The organism is Pseudomonas khorasanensis (genome assembly GCF_014268505.2).
Lineage (GTDB): Bacteria > Pseudomonadota > Gammaproteobacteria > Pseudomonadales > Pseudomonadaceae > Aquipseudomonas > Aquipseudomonas khorasanensis.
Map to the genome: position 1 here is coordinate 95034 of NZ_JABWQP020000013.1, position 18054 is coordinate 113087.

The window sequence follows — 18054 nt, forward strand, 5'->3', positions numbered from 1 at the left end:
TTGTTTTGAATAAAGCCCAAACGCTATCCACGCGCTACGACCCCCGCGAGCTCTCTGATGAGGAGTTGGTCGCGCGCTCGCATACCGAGCTTTTTCACGTAACGCGCGCCTATGAAGAGTTGATGCGGCGTTACCAGCGAACATTATTTAACGTCTGCGCGAGATATCTTGGGAACGATCGCGACGCAGACGATGTCTGTCAGGAAGTGATGCTGAAGGTGCTGTACGGCCTGAAGAACTTCGAGGGGAAATCGAAGTTCAAAACCTGGCTTTACAGCATCACTTACAACGAATGCATCACGCAGTATCGGAAGGAACGGCGTAAGCGTCGCTTGATGGACGCTCTCAGTCTGGACCCTCTTGAAGAAGCGTCTGAAGAAAAGGCGCCGAAGCCGGAGGAGAAGGGCGGGCTTGATCGCTGGCTGGTGTATGTGAATCCGATTGACCGCGAAATTCTGGTGCTACGATTTGTCGCAGAGCTGGAATTTCAGGAGATTGCAGACATCATGCATATGGGTTTGAGTGCGACAAAAATGCGGTACAAACGCGCTCTAGATAAATTGCGTGAGAAATTTGCAGGCATTGCTGAAACTTAGTTCAGCGCAAATATCTCTTACGTGTAGGCAAGTTCTGATAGACTTGCCGCCGAGTTGTCCCCCGGTTTGCGGGACTGCTTCACAATCACCAGATGGGGATTTAACGGATGAAACTGAAAAACACCTTGGGCTTGGCCATTGGTTCTCTGATTGCCGCCACTTCGTTCGGCGCTCTGGCACAAGGCCAAGGCGCAGTTGAAATCGAAGGCTTCGCTAAGAAAGAACAATTCGACAGCGCTCGTAACTTCAAGAACAACGGCAACCTGTTCGGCGGTTCGATCGGTTACTTCCTGACCGACGACGTAGAACTGCGTCTGGGCTACGACGAAGTGCACAACGTACGTGCCGACGATGGCAAGAACGTCAAAGGCGCTAACACCGCTCTGGACGCTCTGTACCACTTCAACAACCCAGGCGACATGATTCGTCCATACGTTTCGGCCGGTTTCTCTGACCAGAGCATCGACCAGAACGGTTCGAACGGTCGTAACCGTTCCACCTTCGCCAACGTTGGCGGCGGTGCCAAGCTGTACTTCACCGAGAACTTCTACGCCCGTGCCGGCGTTGAAGCTCAGTACAACATCGACCAGGGCGACACCGAGTGGGCTCCTAGCGTCGGTATCGGTGTGAACTTCGGTGGCGGTTCCAAACCAGCTGCTGCTCCAGTTCCAGCACCTGCTGAAGTCTGCTCCGACAGCGACAACGATGGCGTTTGCGACAACGTTGACAAGTGCCCGGACACCCCAGCCAACGTAACTGTTGACGCTGATGGCTGCCCAGCAGTTGCTGAAGTTGTTCGTGTTGAGCTGGACGTGAAGTTCGACTTCGACAAGTCGGTAGTCAAGCCAAACAGCTACGGCGACATCAAGAACCTGGCTGACTTCATGAAGCAGTACCCATCCACCACCACTACTGTTGAAGGTCACACTGACTCCGTCGGTCCTGACGCTTACAACCAGAAACTGTCCGAGCGTCGTGCAAACGCCGTTAAGCAAGTTCTGACCAACCAGTACGGTGTTGAATCGTCCCGCGTTCAGTCTGTTGGCTACGGCGAATCCCGCCCAGTTGCTGACAACAAAACTGACGCTGGCCGCGCTGTAAACCGTCGCGTAGAAGCGCAGGTTGAAGCTCAAGCTAAGTAATTAGCTGCCGCTCTGAGAAAAGCCCGGCTTAGGCCGGGCTTTTCTTTGTCTGCGATTTGACTTTGCAGCTTTAAAGATCGTCCGAACGCGGCCCGAACCTTCGGCAGCTCCTACAGGATCTATGCAGCTCCAAAGTAGGAGCTGCCGCAGGCAGCGATCTTTTGATCTACAACAACAGCCGCCACCGCACCGATCACCAGAATCGCCGGGCTTTTCAATCCGAAAACCAGCGCGTCATCGCTCATGCGCATCAGATCACTCCGGCATTCCCGCTGCTCAGGCAAAGAGGCGTTTTCGATCATCGCCACCGGCGTATCCGCCGCCATGCCACCTGCCAGCAATTGCTCACGAATCTCGCCCAGCTTGGCGACGCCCATGTAAATCACCAACGTCGTTGCGCCTTGTGCCAGGGCCTGCCAGTTCAATTGGCTGTCATCCTGAGTGTGCGCAGTGACGAGTGTCACCCCGCGCGCCACACCGCGCAGCGTCAACGGAATATCGCATTGCGTCGCCCCGGCGAGCCCCGCCGTGATGCCATTGACCAGTTCCACTTCAACGCCACGTTCGCGCAGCCACTGAGCTTCTTCTCCGCCACGCCCGAAAATGCACGGATCACCGCCCTTGAGCCGCACCAGGCATTTACCCTGACGCGCGTAGCGCAACATCAGGCGGTGGATGAATGCCTGGGGCGTCGAGCGGCAGCCGCCGCGTTTGCCAACGGCAATCACCCGCGCAGCCGGGCAATGTTCCAGCACCGCGTCGTTGACCAAGTCATCGATCAGCACCACATCGGCCTCGCGCAATGCGCGGACTGCCTTGAGGGTCAGCAACTCCGGATCGCCAGGGCCTGCGCCTACCAGCCAGACTTTCGCATTCATGGTGTTGTCCTCGTTAAATGACCGCGACCGGCCGCGCTTCGGCAGCCAGCAGGCGCTTGATTTCCGGCACGCAGGAACCGCATTGCGTACCGCATCGGAGAGTGTTTTTCAGGCCTTGCAGGTCCAGGCCCCGGCGAATGCCGGCACAGACGGCGTTCAGGCTGACGTTTTCGCAATTGCATAAGGTCTTGTCGGTAGCGATGGCCCCGGCAGCGCCCGGCGGCGCGCTCATGGGGGCCAGCAGCCAGCGCCGCAGTTGCTCGTCTGCGCGGCCTTCCAGCCACAGACTTTGCAGCCAGTGTTGCGCGAGTGTTTCGCCGGCCAGGCGAATAGCCGTGATGCGACCGTTTTCAATACGCACCCGTTTACCAATAGCGCGACGCGGGTCGTCGTAGGCCAGGACCGGCCCGTCAATCAGCGACAGGCACTGGTCGATCTCACTCAGCAAGCATGGATCGGGCGCTTCGGTGTGGGCAGCGCGTATCAGCAATGCCGGACGTTCACGTCCGACGAGACTGAGGCTTACGTAGGAAAACGCCTCGCACAGCGGTCGCAGCGTCTCGAAATGCCTTTGAACATCGCCCTCGATCAATGCGAACAGTTGCCACGGTAGATTGACCGGTTCCAGACGCACACCGCTGTGTTTGAGTTCCGGTTGCCTGGACAGCGGATCGAACGCCGGCAAGGTCAGGCTGTTCACGCCGCCCTTGAGGTACCGATCGCCCCAGTGCATGGGCAGAAACGCCTGGCCCGGGCGCACGCTGTCATCGCTGCTGACCGCGACGATCACGGCGCCGCGACGGCTTTTCACATTGACCAGATCCCCCGGCTGCAAGCGATGCCTGCGCAACTCATCCGGGTGCAGGCTCAGCACGGCTTCGCTGACATGCCCGAACAACTGCGCGGCCGTGCCGGTGCGGCTCATGCCATGCCATTGGTCGCGCAGGCGCCCGGTGTTCAATGTCAGGGGAAAGCGTGCGTCGCGTTGTTCCTTGGCAGCGCGATAAGGATCCGCCACGAATTGCGCGCGCCCGCTGGCCGTTGGAAAAACGCCGTCTGCGTACAAGCGTGCCGTGCCTTCTCGCGCGCCAGCAGGGAAGGGCCATTGCTGTGGGCCAATTTCGTCGAGCAGTGCATGACTGATCCCGGACAGGTCCAAATCACGCCCACGGGTCAGCCCTTTGAATTCATCAAACAACTGCGAAGGCTGATCAAAAGCAAACAGACTCGGCCGCTGTGGACGCAGACGCTTTTCCAGACGCTGTGCGAAATCTACCGTGATCGCCCAGTCCGGACGCGCCTCACCCGGTGCGACAACCGCTTTGCGCACGTGGGAAATACGCCGCTCGGAATTGGTCACCAAGCCTTCCTTCTCGCCCCAACTGGCGGCGGGCAAGAGAAGATCGGCGAACGCGGCGGTTTCGGTTGTGCGGAAAGCCTCCTGCAACACCACGAACGGGCACGCCTTGAGCGCCGCACGCACTGAATTCTGGTCCGGCATCGACTGCGCAGGGTTGGTGCAGGCAATCCACAGTGCCTTGATCTTGCCGCTGCGCACTTGCTCGAAGAGTTCGATGGCGCTGAGCCCAGGTGTTTCCGGTAGCCGATCCACGCCCCAGTAAGCCGCCACTTCAGCCCGATGCTCAGCATTCGCCGCGTCACGATGGCCGGGCAGCAGGTTGGACAGACTGCCGGTTTCCCGCCCGCCCATGGCGTTCGGCTGACCGGTCAAGGAGAAAGGTCCTGCACCGGGGCGGCCGATTTGCCCGGTGGCCAGGTGCAAATTAATCAACGCGCTGTTTTTCGCGCTGCCGGCCGTGGACTGATTCAGCCCCATGCACCACAGCGACAGGAAGCTTGGCGACGTGCCGATCCATTGTGCGCATTGCTGCAACTGGTCGAGGCTGATACCGCACAGTTGCGAAACCATTTGCGGGGTGTAATCGCGCACCAGGCTTTTCAGTTCGGGCAGGCCTTGGGTATGCGTATCGATGAAGTCGCGGTCGATCCATTCTTCCCACAACAACAGATGCAAAATTCCATGAAACAAGGCGACATCGGTGCCCGGCAGGATCGCCAGATGCAGGTCGGCCAAGTCGCAGGTGTCAGTACGGCGAGGGTCGATGACGATGACTTTCATCTGCGGGCGCCGGGATTTGGCCTCCTCCAGCCGGCGGAAAAGTACCGGATGGGCGTAGGCCATGTTGCTGCCGACGATCATTACGCAGTCGCTTAGCTCCAGATCTTCGTAACTGCACGGCGGTGCATCGGCGCCAAGGCTGCGCTTGTAGCCGACCACGGCCGAAGACATGCAAAGGCGTGAGTTGCTGTCGATGTTATTGGTGCCGACCAGTGCCCGTGCCAGTTTGTTGAAGGCGTAGTAGTCCTCGGTCAGCAACTGCCCCGAGATGTAGAACGCCACGCTGTCCGGGCCGTGTGCGGCGATGGTGTCGGCGAATACGTTGGCGGCGTGTTCCAGCGCGGTGTCCCAGTCACTGCGGCTGCGCGCCAGGCCTTTGCCCAGACGCAGTTCTGGATACAAAGCGCGGGCGTCGAGGTCGCCGGTCAAGTGCAATGTCGAGCCCTTGCTGCACAGTTTGCCGAAGTTGGCCGGGTGCGCCGGATCGCCGCTGACGCCGAGAATGCGCTCGCCGTCATGTTCGATCAGTACGCCGCAGCCGACCCCGCAGTAACAGCAGGTCGAGGCGGTCGTCTGGCGGTTCATCAGATGGCGTCCCGCAGGGCCAATTGCACACGGCCGTTTTCGACTCGTGCCGGATGGTGATGCGCACAGCCGATGTCCGGCGCCTGGGCTTCGCCGGTTTGGAGGTCGATCTGCCAGTTATGCAGAGGGCAGGCCACGCGTTTGCCATAGATCAGGCCTTGCGACAGAGGCCCGCCCTTGTGTGGGCAACGGTCATCGAGGGCGAAAACCTCATCGTCGCTTGTACGAAAAATCGCGATGTCACCCTTCGGGCCGGCAATGATCCGCGAACCGAGGGCGTTGATCTCTTCCAGAGCACAGATATCGAGCCAGTTCATGCCGGCACCTCCAGGTTTTTCACAGGGATCACATCGAATTCTTTCTTCAGCTGCGGCTGCGCAAGGCGCTCTTTCCACGGGTCCTGTTCGAACGAAAGGGAGAACTGCAGACGGTCGTTCAGGGCCTTGCGACGTTCGGCGTCCTCCAGCACGTTTTTCTTGATGTGCTCCATGCCGACCCGTTGCAGGTAGTGCACGGTGCGTTCGAGGTAAAAGGCTTCTTCGCGATAGAGCTGCAGGAACGCGCCGTTGTATTCGCGGACTTCCTCGGCGGTTTTCAGCTTGACGAAAAACTCGGCGACTTCGGTCTTGATCCCGCCGTTACCGCCGATGTACATCTCCCAACCGGAATCGACGCCGATGATTCCTACGTCTTTGATCCCCGCTTCCGAGCAGTTGCGTGGGCAGCCGGAGACAGCCAGTTTCACCTTGTGCGGTGACCACATGTTGAACAGGTCGTGCTCAAGCTCGATGCCCAGTTGCGTCGAGTTCTGCGTGCCGAAGCGGCAGAACTCGCTGCCCACGCAGGTTTTAACGGTACGGATGGACTTGCCGTAGGCGTGGCCGGACGGCATGTCGAGGTCTTTCCAGACGCCCGGAAGATCCTGCTTCTTGATGCCGAGCAAGTCGATGCGCTGGCCGCCGGTGACCTTGACCATCGGCACGTTGTACTTGTCGGCCACATCGGCAATCCGGCGCAGTTCCGATGGGTTGGTCACGCCGCCCCACATGCGCGGCACAACCGAGTAGGTGCCGTCCTTTTGGATGTTGGCGTGGGCGCGCTCGTTGATCAGGCGCGATTGCGGATCGTCTTTGGCCTCGCCTGGCCAGGTGGAAATTAGGTAATAGTTGAGCGCCGGGCGGCAAGTGGCGCAGCCATTCGGCGTGCGCCAGTTGAGGTAGCTCATGGTGTCGGCGATGGTCAGCAGATGCTCCTGGCGAATCGCCTGGCGGATCTGCCCGTGGTTGAGGTCGCTGCACCCGCAGATGGCTTTTTCGCTTTTCGGTTTGACGTCCGCTGCGCCGCCTACGGTGTTGATCAGGATCTGTTCGACCAAGCCTGCGCAGGAGCCGCAGGAGCTCGCGGCTTTGGTGTGTTTTTTCACTTCGTCGACACTGAACAGGCCGTGTTCCTGAATCGCCTTGACGATGGTGCCTTTGCACACGCCGTTGCAGCCGCAGACTTCGGCGCTGTCGGCCATGACCATGGCTTTGTCCTGGCCTTGGTGTCCTACGTCGCCCAGAGCGTTTTCGCCAAACATCAAATGATCGCGGATCTCGCCGATGGCGTGATTCTCACGAATCTGCCGGAAATACCAACCGCCATCTGCCGTATCGCCGTACAGACAGGCGCCGACCAGCACGTCATCCTTGATCACCAGTTTTTTGTACACGCCGCCGATCGGGTCGGAGAGGGTGATGGTCTCGGTGCCTTCACCGCCCATGAAGTCACCGGCGGAAAACAGGTCGATGCCGGTGACCTTGAGTTTGGTCGAGGTCACCGAGCCCTGATAGCGGGCGAAGCCCAGCTGTGCGAGGTGGTTGGCGCACACCTTGGCCTGTTCGAACAGCGGCGCGACCAGGCCGTAGGCAATGCCGCGATGGCTGGCGCACTCACCGATCGCATAAATGCGCGGATCGTAGGTTTGCAGGGTGTCGTTGACCAGGATTCCGCGATTGCACGGGATGCCAGCCTTTTCCGCCAGTTCGGTATTGGGGCGGATGCCGGCGGCCATGACCACCAGATCGGCGGGGATGATGTCGCCGTTCTTGAATTGCACCGAGCCGACCCGGCCATTGCCTGCGTCATGCAGCGCCTGGGTTTGTTCGCAGAGGCGGAAGTGCAAGCCACGGGATTCCAGAGCCGATTGCAGAAGTTGTCCGCTGGTCTTGTCCAATTGCCGCTCCAGCAGCCATTCGCCCAGATGCACGACGGTGACGTGCATGCCGCGCAGCATCAAGCCGTTGGCCGCTTCGAGGCCGAGCAGGCCGCCACCGATCACTACCGCGTGTTTGTGAGTTTTGGCGGTGTCGATCATCGCCTGGGTGTCGGCAATGTCGCGGTAACCGATCACCCCCTGCAAGGTGTTGCCCGGAATCGGCAGAATGAACGGCGTGGAGCCAGTGGCGATCAGCAGGCGATCGTATTCCGCTTCGGTGCCGTCCTCGGCGATCACCCGGCGTTTGACCCGGTCGATTTCCACCACTTTGCGGTTGAGCAGCAACTTGATGTTGTTTTCCAGGTACCAGTCCAGGTCGTTGAGCACGATCTCTTCGAACGTCTGCTCGCCGGCCAGCACCGGCGACAGCAGGATGCGGTTGTAGTTGGTGTGCGGTTCGGCGCCGAAGACGGTGATGTCGTAGAGCTCATCGCTCAGCTTGAGCAGTTCTTCCAGGGTACGCACCCCGGCCATGCCATTGCCGATCATCACCAGTTTGAGTTTTTTCATCAGGTTCTCCGGGAGCTGCGGCTGGCCTCTGGTGGGCCGTCGGGCCTTGCTCGACAAATTTGCGCAAACAAAAAAAGGCGTCCCGCTAGTTACCTAGCGAGGACGCCTTTGTCCTGGTCCCGTTCTCTCGGGAAGCGCAGCCTTCTTCGTTGAAGGCTGGGCTTTATGTATGGTGAAAAGGGTAATGCAGTGGTTGTGCCAACTCTGGGAGGCGCTGATTTATTGGGCTTTTCCTACAGTTCATGTACGTTTTCTGCACCGAATCGAGGCGTGTTGCTCGTTCGTGGCGCGTTATCTCTGGAGGACCTGCGGTGTCGGGTCTGGCGCCTTCGCGAGCAAGCTCGCTCCCACAGGGGATTGGTGTCGCCCAGAAATCCAATGTGGGAGCGAGCTTGCTCGCGAATGGCGCGACTCGGTTTAACGGTGAAACAATAAAACCAGCAGCACGATATTCCCAAGCAACGCCACCAACGCCATGGTCCGCCAAACCTTCAACGGCTCACGCTCCAATAAAGGCCGGGGTCGCACACTCAAGCTATTTCGCTCGCCCTGTTCCAGTCCCAGGAGCCACTCCTCAGCGGTTTCGAACCGTTGTTGCGGATCGGCTGCAACGCCGCGTTCGAGGCTTTGTGCCAGCCAGTCCGGCAAGTCCGGCCGATAGCGACTGGCATTGACGGGCACACCAAATCGGGGCCGTTGAAACGCTTCGATCTCACCGTAGGGAAAATGCCCGGTCAGCAGGTAATAGAGGGTGACGCCGACCGAATACAAATCCTGCTGTGCACTCGGCGACTCGCCGCGAAACGCCTCTGGCGCGATGAAGCTTGGCGTTCCGGGCAGTGTCGACGGTGCGTCTTGCGACAATCCTGGGCAATACGCCAGGCCGAAATCCAGTAAGCGCAGCTCGCCGTCATCACCCAACAGCAGGTTTTCCGGTTTGATATCGCGATGCACTATCTGCCGCCGATGCAGCAGGCCAGCCGCACGCAGCAGTCGCTCGGCGATGTCCTGCCATTGCGCCAGTGGCAACGGGCCGCTGTGTTGAAACACCTGAGCCAGCGTCGTTCCGGCATATTCGCGCATCACGTAGTACAGATGCTGACGCTGACTGCACGCATGGACTTCCGGAAAATGCCGGCCGGCCACGCGCTTGAGGAACCACTCTTCCGACAGCAGCGCTTGCCCCGCCTGCGGATCTTCCGCCAGACGCGCCGGCAGGGTTTTCAACAACCATGGCTGGCCCTGCCCATCGAACACGCGATAAAGCAGCGATTGCTGGCTCTGGCCGATGATGCTCTGCACCTGCCAGCCCTCGAACGACTGTCCTGGTTTCAGCGCTGGCGGCAGCGGCCATTGCTGCAAGTGCACCAGCGCGTCGCCGATGGTGGATTCGCCAACCGCCTCGACGCGCACCAGCAGCGCGCTCGCATTGTCCTGACTGCCGGCCAGATGGGCGGCGTTGACCAGCGTCTGTGCCGCGCTGTGCAGGTCCGGTTGATCACGCAGAATCGCCGCGATCGCGGTGTCGCCCAGCGTCGACCACACGCCGTCGCTGAGCAGCACAAAGCTTTCGCCCTGACGCAGTTCGCCGTCGAGGAAGTCCAGCACCAGATGTTGATCCAGCCCGAGCGCGCGCTTGAGCACATGCTGCATGCCGGGCTGCTCCCAGACGTGATCTTCGCTGATCCGCTGCAAGCGCTCGGCGTGCCAGCGATAGACCCGGCAGTCGCCGACATGGGCGAGGGTGAAGCGCCGGCCACGTAGCACCAAAGCGCTGAGGGTGGTGAGCAGCGGTTGCCCGCCGCCATTGGCCTGCAGCCAGCGGTTCTGCGCAAGGAGCAGTCGGTCCAGCGCCTGGGCCACGCTCCAGGTTTCCGGCGTGGCGTAGTAGTCCAGCGCCAAGGCCTGCAAGGTCGAGCGCGCGGCGAGGCCGCCATCGGCGCACTGGCTGACGCCGTCCGCAATGGCAAAAAGATAACCCTTGCTCACGGCCAGCGCCGGCGCCGGTGTCACGCAACGCAGAGCGTCCTGATTCTCCGCACGCGGGCCGGTGGCGCTGGCTTCGGCAACACTCAGTTGCAGGGCCATCGACGCCTCAGACCCGCGCCGCCGTCACCGCCGCCGAACCCCAGGTGGTTCTCCAGCGACGCTTGACGCCGTGCAGGCCGAACCAGGCGAGGACGCCCAGGCTGGCAAACAACCACAGGGCCAACTGATAGCTGCCGGTACTTTGCTTGATCGCACCCATTCCCGCCGCCAGGGCGAAGCCGCCAATACCGCCGGCCATGCCGATCAGCCCGGTCATCACGCCAATCTCACGACGAAAACGCTGCGGCACCAGTTGGAACACCGCGCCATTGCCCGCACCCAACCCGAGCATGGTGCAGACGAAAAAAGCCAATGCCGCGTAGGAACTTGGCAGGTTGAAACCGACGATGGCGATGCAGATAGCGGCGACTGTGTACATCGCCAGCAATGTGCGAATGCCACCGAAGCGATCGGCCAGCGCGCCACCCAACGGACGCATCAGGCTGCCGCCGAACACGCAGGCCGCGGTGTAGTAGCCGGCGGTCACCGGGCTCAAACCGTACTGGTCGTTGAAATAACCGGGCAGGGCGCTGGCCAGGCCGATGAAACCACCGAAGGTGACGCTGTAGAAAAACATGAACCACCAGCTGTCGCGGTCGCCCAGAGCTTTGAAGTAGTCGGCCATGGACTTGGCTTTCGGACGCTGCGGCGCATTTTTCGCCATCCAGGCGAACAGTATCAGGGTCAGGATCAACGGAATCAGGGCGAAACCAAATACGTTGCTCCAGCCAAATGCCGCTGCCAGCACTGGCGCAAGCAAGGCGGCGAAGACCGTGCCGGAGTTGCCCGCGCCGGCGATGCCCATGGCTTTGCCCTGGTGCTCCGGCGGATACCACTGCGAGGCTAGCGGCAGGGCGACGGCGAACGAGGCGCCGGCCATGCCGAGGAACAGGCCGAGGATCAGCGCTTGTTCGTAACTGTGGATGCCGAGCTTCCAGGCGCCGAACAGTGCACAGATGACGATGACCTGGCCGATCAGCCCGGCGGTCTTTGGCGACAACCGATCCGCCAGCATGCCCATGGCGAAGCGCAACACCGCGCCGGCCAGAATCGGCGTGGCGACGACGAGCCCGCGTTGCTGGGTGGTCAGGTGCAGGTCGGCGGCGATCTGCACCGCCAAGGGGCCGAGCAGGTACCAGACCATGAAACTCAGGTCGAAATAGAGGAAGGCCGCGAACAGGGTCGGGGTATGGCCGGATTTCCAGAAGCTTGAATTCATCGCGCACCTCGGCTGAAAAGAGTCTCGAAAGGAGTCATGTACAGCAGGTGGAGCGCCCGACGGCCGCACCACCGGCCCCGGTCTGTGGGGCCAAAACGCAAAAACGCCGCTACCTGATTCGCCGATGGGCGAACGGGGTGAGCGACGTCTTTGTCGTAGGTGGGGCAACCGCCGTTGGTTACCTGTGGTAAATGCTTAGCGAGATTTGTGCCAAGGCTTGAAAAGATCGCAGCCTCGTTGCACTCGTCAGCTCCTACAAGTGAACGCACAGTCCTGTAGGAGCTGACGAGTGCAACGAGGCTGCGATTTTTTGATCTTTAATCAGCCCAGCAACTCGCTCATGGCGATGATCTGCTCCGCCACCTGAATCAGCTTCTGCTGGCGGCTCATGGCCTGGCGGCGCATCAGGGTGTAGGCCTCTTCCTCGTTGCAGTCCTTCATTTTCATCAGCAAACCCTTGGCCAGTTCGATGCGCTTGCGCTCGGCCAGTTGCTGGTCCCGGGCGTGTAGTTGTGCGCGCAAGGCCTGGTCGCTCTCGAAGCGTGCCATCGCCACATCGAGAATCGGCTGCAGGCGCTGTGCGTGAATGCCTTCGACGATGTAGGCACTGACCCCGGACTTGATCGCCTGCCGCATCACGCCCGGGTCATGTTCATCGGTAAACATCACAATCGGCCGTGGCTGGTCGCGGCTGACCAGCACCACTTGTTCCATGACATCGCGCCCCGGTGACTCGGTATCGATCAGGATCACGTCGGGGCGCACCGTTTCGACGCGTGCGGGCAGGTCGATGATCAGGCCTGACTCGTCGATCACCTCGAACCCGGCCTCGGTCAGCGCCGCTTTCAGCCGCCCGACTTTTTTCGCGGTGTCGTTGATCAGCAGAATGCGCAACATATTCGCGGTCTCCTGTCAGCGCTGGGCGAGAAGGGGAGCGTCATCGCTCAGGGCGTGCAGCTTGAAACTGCGCGCATAGCCCGCCGGATCGCTGCCGTCCCAGACCTTGCCGTCAAGCAGCTGGCTGCTGCGCATGTCAGATCCGCAAGGAGCGACCCCCACCGCGCTGGCGGCTTCACGGTACACATCCAGGCGCTGAACCTGACGGGCGACGTCGAGATAGTCCGGGTCTTCACGCAACAGGCCCCAGCGACGGAATTGCGTCATGAACCACATGCCGTCGGAAAGGTACGGCAGATTGACCTCTCCATTGCCATGAAAGCGCAGGGCGTGCGGGTCCTGCCAGCGATTGCCGAGGCCATCGGCGTAATCGCCGGTAAAGCGCGGTTCGATGCAAGTTTCAGGGGTGTCGAGGTATTGCGGCGCACTGAGCAGTTGCGCGGTGCTGCGGCGATTCTCGGCGCTTTGTTCAATGAAGCGGCTGGCCTCGACGATCGCCATGACCAGCGCCCGCGCTGTGTTGGGGTATTGCTCGACGAATTCACGGGTGCAGCCGAGGACTTTCTCCGGGTGGTCGGGCCAGATGCTTTGACTGGTCGCGAGCGTAAAACCGAGGTCCTGCTGCACCGCGCTGGCCGCCCACGGCTCACCGACGCAAAAGCCGTCGATGCGCCCCGCTTGCAGGTGCGCGATCATTTGCGGCGGCGGGACGACCACGCTGTTGACGTCCTGCAAAGGATGAATGCCCTGACTCGCCAGCCAGTAATAGAGCCACATCGCGTGGGTGCCGGTGGGGAAGGTCTGGGCGAAGGTCAGTTTTGCGCGGCTTTGGTGCACATGGCGGGCGAGCGCTTCAGGACCGGTCACGCCAAGGGTCTGCAAACCCTGGGACAGGTTGAGGCTCTGACCGTTCTGGTTCAGGCCCATCAACACCGCCATGTCGGTCGGGGCGATGCCGCCGATGCCCAGGTGCACGGCGTAAATCAGACCGTACAGACTGTGGGCGGCGTCCAGTTCGCCGCTGACCAGATTGTCACGCAGGTTGGCCCATGACGCCTGGCGCTTGAGGTTCAGGGTCAGGCCATAAGGCTGGGCGAAGCCTTGGGTGGCGGCGACGACGACCGAAGCGCAGTCGCTCAGCGCCATGAATCCCAGATTGATCGCGCGCTTTTCTGGCGCATCGCTGCCATTGACCCAGGCCAGCGGCCCCACGGACGTTTCGTTCATACGCTACCTCAAAAAAAACGCCGTCCCGGACTCTGCGCAGGCAAAACCCGAGGACGACGCCATTGTCCTGGCCTGCGCGCCGTCATTGGTCGGCAGACTGATAGACAGCGCGGTGCAAGGCATATGCCAGCCGCTGTTTTGCGCAGGTGCCTCGCGCCAGAGGACGATGCCCGGCTATAATCGCCGCCTCTTTTCGCCGCTCGAGTCATCGCCGCCCATGTACACCCTGGCCCGTCAGCTGTTGTTCAAACTTTCCCCGGAAACCTCCCACGATCTGTCGCTGGATCTGATCGGCGCGGGTGGACGTTTGGGCCTCAACGGCGTGTTGTGCAAGGCGCCGGCGAAAGTGCCGGTGACGGTGATGGGCCTGGAGTTTCCCAACCCGGTGGGACTGGCGGCCGGTCTGGACAAGAATGGCGCCGCCATCGATGGCTTCGCGCAACTGGGTTTCGGTTTTGTCGAAATTGGCACCGTGACCCCGCGTCCTCAACCTGGCAATCCGAAACCACGCATTTTCCGCCTGCCGGAAGCCGAGGCGATCATCAATCGTATGGGCTTTAACAACCTCGGCGTGGATAACCTGCTGGCGCGAGTCGCCGCAGCGAAATACAAAGGTGTGCTGGGCATCAATATCGGCAAGAACTTCGACACGCCCGTCGAGCGTGCGGTCGATGACTACCTGATCTGCCTGGACAAGGTTTACGCCCACGCCAGCTACGTCACCGTCAACGTCAGTTCACCGAACACCCCGGGCCTGCGCAGCCTGCAGTTCGGCGATTCGCTCAAGCAGTTGCTGGCCGACCTGGCCACGCGCCGCGCCGAACTGGCCCTGCGCCACGGCAAGCATGTGCCGCTGGCGATCAAGATCGCGCCGGACATGACCGACGAAGAAACCGCGCAGGTGGCGGCAGCGCTGATGGAAACCGGGATGGACGCAGTGATCGCCACCAACACCACTCTGAGCCGTGTTGGCGTTGAAGGCATGGAACATGGCGACGAAGCCGGCGGCCTGTCCGGCGCGCCGGTGCGTGACAAGAGCACGAATACGGTCAAGGTGCTGGCGGGCGAGTTGGCGGGGCGTTTGCCGATCATCGCCGCTGGCGGGATTACCGAAGGTAAGCATGCGGCGGAAAAAATCACCGCCGGTGCGAGCCTGGTGCAAATCTACTCCGGCTTCATCTACAAAGGCCCGGCGTTGATACGCGAGTCGGTGGATGCCATCGCGGCCTTGCGCTGATCGGACTGGACACCACGGTGAACCCTGTGGGAGCGAGCCTGCTCGCGAAGGCGGTGTGTCACACGCTGATAATGTGACTGATATACCGCTTTCGCGAGCAGGCTCGCTCCCACAGGTTATGTGCTCGTCGCGGAATTGCAGGCAATAAAAAGGGCTCCTCGAAGGAGCCCCTGGGCCGAAGCCCGCCGTCCGGGAAGGACGTGCGTGGTTAATTCAATGCAGATTCAGATTGTCGTGTCGGAATTAATGCCCTGTGTCAGCCGACGGCGTGAAGTTCGTTGAGTCTGTGGATTCCCGCAGTGCCGGTCATACCGTCCCAGTTGTCGCCGCGTCCTTCTCGCCAGCCGTTGATCCAGGCTTGGCGTACCGACGGTAGAGTAAATGGGCAAAGCTCACGGGATTTGCCACCAACGCCATATTGATATCCGCGCAAAAATGCTCTTTCCAACGGATCACGCTTAAGTCTTCTCATAGGGTGTTTCCCTCACTTGTTGACTGTAGTGTCGCGTTGACCTCAACCGAGGTCTGGCAGAAAGAAACCTGCCGTCTTGCGGCTCGCTGCCGGCGTGGCGAGCCAAGGTGTTGACGCCGTTGCGACGTCAACCTGTGCTCAGTTCTAACCAATGAGTCACACCGAGGGAATGATCGTTTTGTCATAAGCACGTAACGCAAATGATGGTATGGCGATAAGTAACCGCGAATTTATTGAACGTTTATTGAGCAAACCCCGGTATGATCGGCGCCCCGCTGAGTCAGCGGGTTAATCCTTTAGTGAGAATGACCCACGTTCGCGCTTGGGTACTATTCGACGAAGGGTCGCTTTCAGTCTTTTTGTTGCATCAACTTTTTTATCTGTCCCGGCATCTAAGCTCCTTTAAACCGAGCAGCGGGGATGGAACGGCACACCTTCGTGCCACGCGGGCGCTCTTCTGGAAAAGCGCCTGATTGAAAACCGGGTCGGCAATGCGTTGCCGGTCCACTAGCCAAAGGCTCTGGAAATACCATGTCCGATCAGTTCGAACTCTTCCTCACTTGCCCCAAAGGCCTTGAAGGCCTGCTCATCGAGGAAGCCGTCGGGCTTGGCCTTGAAGAAGCCCGCGAGCACACCTCCGCCGTGCGTGGCATGGCGACCATGGAAACCGCGTATCGCCTGTGCCTGTGGTCGCGTCTGGCCAACCGCGTGTTGCTGGTGCTCAAGCGTTTCCCGATGAAGGACGCCGAAGACCTGTACCACGGCGTGCTCGACATCGAGTGGCAGGATCACATGCTCAGCGACGGCACGTTGGCCGTCGAATTCAGCGGTCACGGCTCGGGCATCGACAACACCCACTTTGGCGCGCTGAAAGTCAAAGACGCCATCGTCGACAAGCTGCGCACACCGCAGGGCGATCGTCCCTCGATCGACAAACTCAACCCGGATCTGCGCATTCACCTGCGCCTGGATCGCGGCGAAGCCATTCTCTCCCTCGACCTTTCCGGGCACAGCCTGCACCAGCGCGGCTATCGCTTGCAGCAAGGCGCAGCGCCGCTGAAGGAAAACCTCGCGGCGGCGATCCTGATCCGTTCCGGCTGGCCACGCATTGCGGCCGAAGGCGGCGCGCTGGCTGACCCGATGTGCGGTGTCGGTACGTTCCTCGTCGAAGCGGGCATGATCGCCGCCGACATGGCACCGAACCTGCGCCGTGAGCAGTGGGGTTTCACCGCGTGGCTGGGTCATGTACCGGCGCTGTGGAAGAAACTTCACGAAGAGGCTGTCGAACGTGCCGCTGCCGGTCTGGCCAAGCCGCCGCTGTGGATTCGCGGTTACGAAGCCGACCCGCGCCTCATCCAGCCGGGCCGCAACAACGTTGAACGCGCCGGCCTGAGCGAGTGGATCAAGATCTACCAGGGCGAAGTGGCGACGTTCGAACCGCGTCCGGATCAGAATCAGAAAGGTCTGGTCATCTGCAACCCGCCGTACGGCGAGCGTCTGGGTGATGAAGCCAGCCTGCTGTATCTCTATCAGAATCTGGGCGAGCGCCTGCGTCAGGCCTGCCTGAACTGGGAAGCGGCGGTGTTCACCGGTGCGCCGGATCTGGGCAAGCGCATGGGCATTCGCAGCCATAAACAGTATTCCTTCTGGAACGGCGCGCTGCCGTGCAAACTGTTGCTGATCAAAGTGCTGCCGGATCAATTCGTCACGGGCGAACGCCGTACCCCCGAGCAGCGTCAGGCCGAGCGCGAGCAAGCGGCTTACGATCAGACCCCGGATGAGCCACAAGAGCGCAAGTTCAACAAGAACGGCAACCCGATCAAACCGACGCCAGCGCCGGCGCCCGTGATCGAGCAGCCGCGATTGAGCGAAGGCGGGCAAATGTTCGCTAATCGCCTGCAGAAAAACCTCAAGGCGATGAGCAAGTGGGTCAAGCGCGAAGGCATCGATTGCTACCGCGTCTACGATGCCGACATGCCGGAATACGCGATGGCCATCGACCTGTACCACGACTGGGTGCACGTTCAGGAATACGCCGCGCCGAAATCCATCGACCCGGAAAAAGCCTCGGCGCGCATGTTCGATGCGCTGGCGGCAATTCCGCAGGCACTGAACGTCGACAAGAGCCGGGTGGTGGTCAAACGCCGCGAGCGCCAGAGCGGCACCAAGCAGTACGAGCGTCAGAGCGCTCAGGGCAAATTCAATGAAGTCAGCGAGGGCGGCGTGAAGTTGCTGGTCAACCTCACCGATTACCTCGACACCGGCCTGTTCCTCGATCACCGACCGATGCGCCTGCGGATTCAGAAAGAGGCGGCGGGCAAGCGCTTCCTCAATCTGTACTGCTACACCGCGACCGCCAGCGTGCACGCCGCCAAGGGCGGCGCGCGCAGCACCACCAGCGTCGACCTGTCGAAAACCTATCTGGACTGGGCGCGTCGCAACCTGTCGTTGAATGGCTTCTCGGACAAGAACCGTCTGGAGCAGGGCGACGTCATGGCGTGGCTGGAAAGCTGCCGCGACGAATACGACCTGATCTTCATCGATCCGCCGACCTTCTCCAACTCCAAACGCATGGAAGGCATCTTTGATGTGCAGCGCGATCAGGTGCAGCTGATCGATCTGGCAATGGCGCGTCTGGCGCCGGGCGGCGTGTTGTACTTCTCCAATAACTTCCGCAAGTTCCAGTTGGAGGAGAACCTCACCGAGCGTTATGCGGTTGAGGAAATCAGCGCGCAGACCATTGACCCGGATTTCGCCCGCAATACCAAGATTCATCGGGCCTGGAAAATCACGGCTCGTTGACGCT

13 protein-coding genes are annotated in these 18054 nt (G+C 60.8%); 4 read left to right on the forward strand and 9 right to left on the reverse strand.

Annotation, left to right across the window (positions count from 1 at the left end):
* Positions 1-5 precede the first annotated feature (5 nt).
* On the forward strand, positions 6-596 hold the full coding sequence (sigX, locus tag HU727_RS21770; protein WP_011333251.1) for an RNA polymerase sigma factor SigX: 591 nt from the start codon (positions 6-8) through the stop codon (positions 594-596).
* Positions 597-703: 107 nt separating this feature from the next.
* On the forward strand, positions 704-1738 hold the full coding sequence (locus HU727_RS21775) for an OmpA family protein (protein WP_016773833.1): 1035 nt from the start codon (positions 704-706) through the stop codon (positions 1736-1738).
* 119 nt (positions 1739-1857) lie between these two features.
* Here the strand turns inward: HU727_RS21775 and cobA are convergent, their stop codons facing one another.
* From cobA to HU727_RS21815, 8 genes are all read right to left on the reverse strand, one after another.
* Complete coding sequence (gene cobA, locus HU727_RS21780; RefSeq protein WP_186534115.1) at positions 1858-2616, reverse strand: uroporphyrinogen-III C-methyltransferase; 759 nt, start codon at positions 2614-2616, stop codon at positions 1858-1860.
* Positions 2617-2629: 13 nt separating this feature from the next.
* On the reverse strand, positions 2630-5341 hold the full coding sequence (locus HU727_RS21785; RefSeq protein ID WP_186534114.1) for a nitrate reductase: 2712 nt from the start codon (positions 5339-5341) through the stop codon (positions 2630-2632).
* The gene (gene nirD, locus HU727_RS21790; protein ID WP_186534113.1) at positions 5341-5658 is read right to left on the reverse strand and encodes a nitrite reductase small subunit NirD; all 318 of its coding nucleotides are present in this window, start codon (positions 5656-5658) and stop codon (positions 5341-5343) included. The genes HU727_RS21785 and nirD overlap by 1 nt, the downstream gene beginning before the upstream one ends.
* Positions 5655-8108 carry a nitrite reductase large subunit NirB gene (gene nirB / locus HU727_RS21795; RefSeq protein WP_186534112.1) on the reverse strand — a complete coding sequence of 818 codons (2454 nt, stop codon included), beginning with the start codon at positions 8106-8108 and terminating at the stop codon, positions 5655-5657. The genes nirD and nirB overlap by 4 nt, the downstream gene beginning before the upstream one ends.
* Before the next feature lie 417 nt (positions 8109-8525).
* Positions 8526-10196 (reverse strand): bifunctional protein-serine/threonine kinase/phosphatase, encoded by a 1671-nt coding sequence (locus HU727_RS21800; protein ID WP_186534111.1) that lies wholly within the window; start codon positions 10194-10196, stop codon positions 8526-8528.
* A gap of 7 nt (positions 10197-10203) precedes the next feature.
* Entirely contained in the window at positions 10204-11415 is a 1212-nt protein-coding gene (locus tag HU727_RS21805) for a nitrate/nitrite transporter (protein WP_186534110.1), read from the reverse strand.
* Positions 11416-11736: 321 nt separating this feature from the next.
* Complete coding sequence (locus HU727_RS21810) at positions 11737-12312, reverse strand: ANTAR domain-containing response regulator (protein WP_186534109.1); 576 nt, start codon at positions 12310-12312, stop codon at positions 11737-11739.
* 15 nt (positions 12313-12327) lie between these two features.
* Entirely contained in the window at positions 12328-13539 is a 1212-nt protein-coding gene (locus tag HU727_RS21815; protein WP_186534108.1) for a CmpA/NrtA family ABC transporter substrate-binding protein, read from the reverse strand.
* Positions 13540-13756: 217 nt separating this feature from the next.
* On the opposite strand from HU727_RS21815, the gene HU727_RS21820 reads away from it, so the two are divergent.
* A complete protein-coding gene (locus HU727_RS21820; protein WP_186534107.1) occupies positions 13757-14776 on the forward strand; it encodes a quinone-dependent dihydroorotate dehydrogenase in 1020 nt (339 codons plus the stop codon).
* 256 nt (positions 14777-15032) lie between these two features.
* Here the strand turns inward: HU727_RS21820 and rmf are convergent, their stop codons facing one another.
* Positions 15033-15248 (reverse strand): ribosome modulation factor, encoded by a 216-nt coding sequence (rmf, locus tag HU727_RS21825; protein ID WP_003223300.1) that lies wholly within the window; start codon positions 15246-15248, stop codon positions 15033-15035.
* Between the two features lie 531 nt (positions 15249-15779).
* Between rmf and rlmKL the strand changes: the two genes are divergently transcribed.
* The gene (gene rlmKL / locus HU727_RS21830) at positions 15780-18050 is read left to right on the forward strand and encodes a bifunctional 23S rRNA (guanine(2069)-N(7))-methyltransferase RlmK/23S rRNA (guanine(2445)-N(2))-methyltransferase RlmL (RefSeq protein ID WP_186534106.1); all 2271 of its coding nucleotides are present in this window, start codon (positions 15780-15782) and stop codon (positions 18048-18050) included.
* Positions 18051-18054: the final 4 nt, after the last annotated feature.

What these genes read in the sequence shown, in the direction of transcription:
- HU727_RS21800 (WP_186534111.1), bottom strand. Translation starts at nt 10,196, where the DNA reads ATGGCCCTGCAACTGAGTGTTGCCGAAGCCAGCGCCACCGGCCCGCGT.
- rlmKL (WP_186534106.1), top strand. Translation starts at nt 15,780, where the DNA reads ATGTCCGATCAGTTCGAACTCTTCCTCACTTGCCCCAAAGGCCTTGAA.
- HU727_RS21775 (WP_016773833.1), top strand. Translation starts at nt 704, where the DNA reads ATGAAACTGAAAAACACCTTGGGCTTGGCCATTGGTTCTCTGATTGCC.
- rmf (WP_003223300.1), bottom strand. Translation starts at nt 15,248, where the DNA reads ATGAGAAGACTTAAGCGTGATCCGTTGGAAAGAGCATTTTTGCGCGGA.
- cobA (WP_186534115.1), bottom strand. Translation starts at nt 2,616, where the DNA reads ATGAATGCGAAAGTCTGGCTGGTAGGCGCAGGCCCTGGCGATCCGGAG.
- nirD (WP_186534113.1), bottom strand. Translation starts at nt 5,658, where the DNA reads ATGAACTGGCTCGATATCTGTGCTCTGGAAGAGATCAACGCCCTCGGT.
- HU727_RS21815 (WP_186534108.1), bottom strand. Translation starts at nt 13,539, where the DNA reads ATGAACGAAACGTCCGTGGGGCCGCTGGCCTGGGTCAATGGCAGCGAT.
- nirB (WP_186534112.1), bottom strand. Translation starts at nt 8,108, where the DNA reads ATGAAAAAACTCAAACTGGTGATGATCGGCAATGGCATGGCCGGGGTG.
- HU727_RS21810 (WP_186534109.1), bottom strand. Translation starts at nt 12,312, where the DNA reads ATGTTGCGCATTCTGCTGATCAACGACACCGCGAAAAAAGTCGGGCGG.
- HU727_RS21805 (WP_186534110.1), bottom strand. Translation starts at nt 11,415, where the DNA reads ATGAATTCAAGCTTCTGGAAATCCGGCCATACCCCGACCCTGTTCGCG.
- HU727_RS21785 (WP_186534114.1), bottom strand. Translation starts at nt 5,341, where the DNA reads ATGAACCGCCAGACGACCGCCTCGACCTGCTGTTACTGCGGGGTCGGC.
- HU727_RS21820 (WP_186534107.1), top strand. Translation starts at nt 13,757, where the DNA reads ATGTACACCCTGGCCCGTCAGCTGTTGTTCAAACTTTCCCCGGAAACC.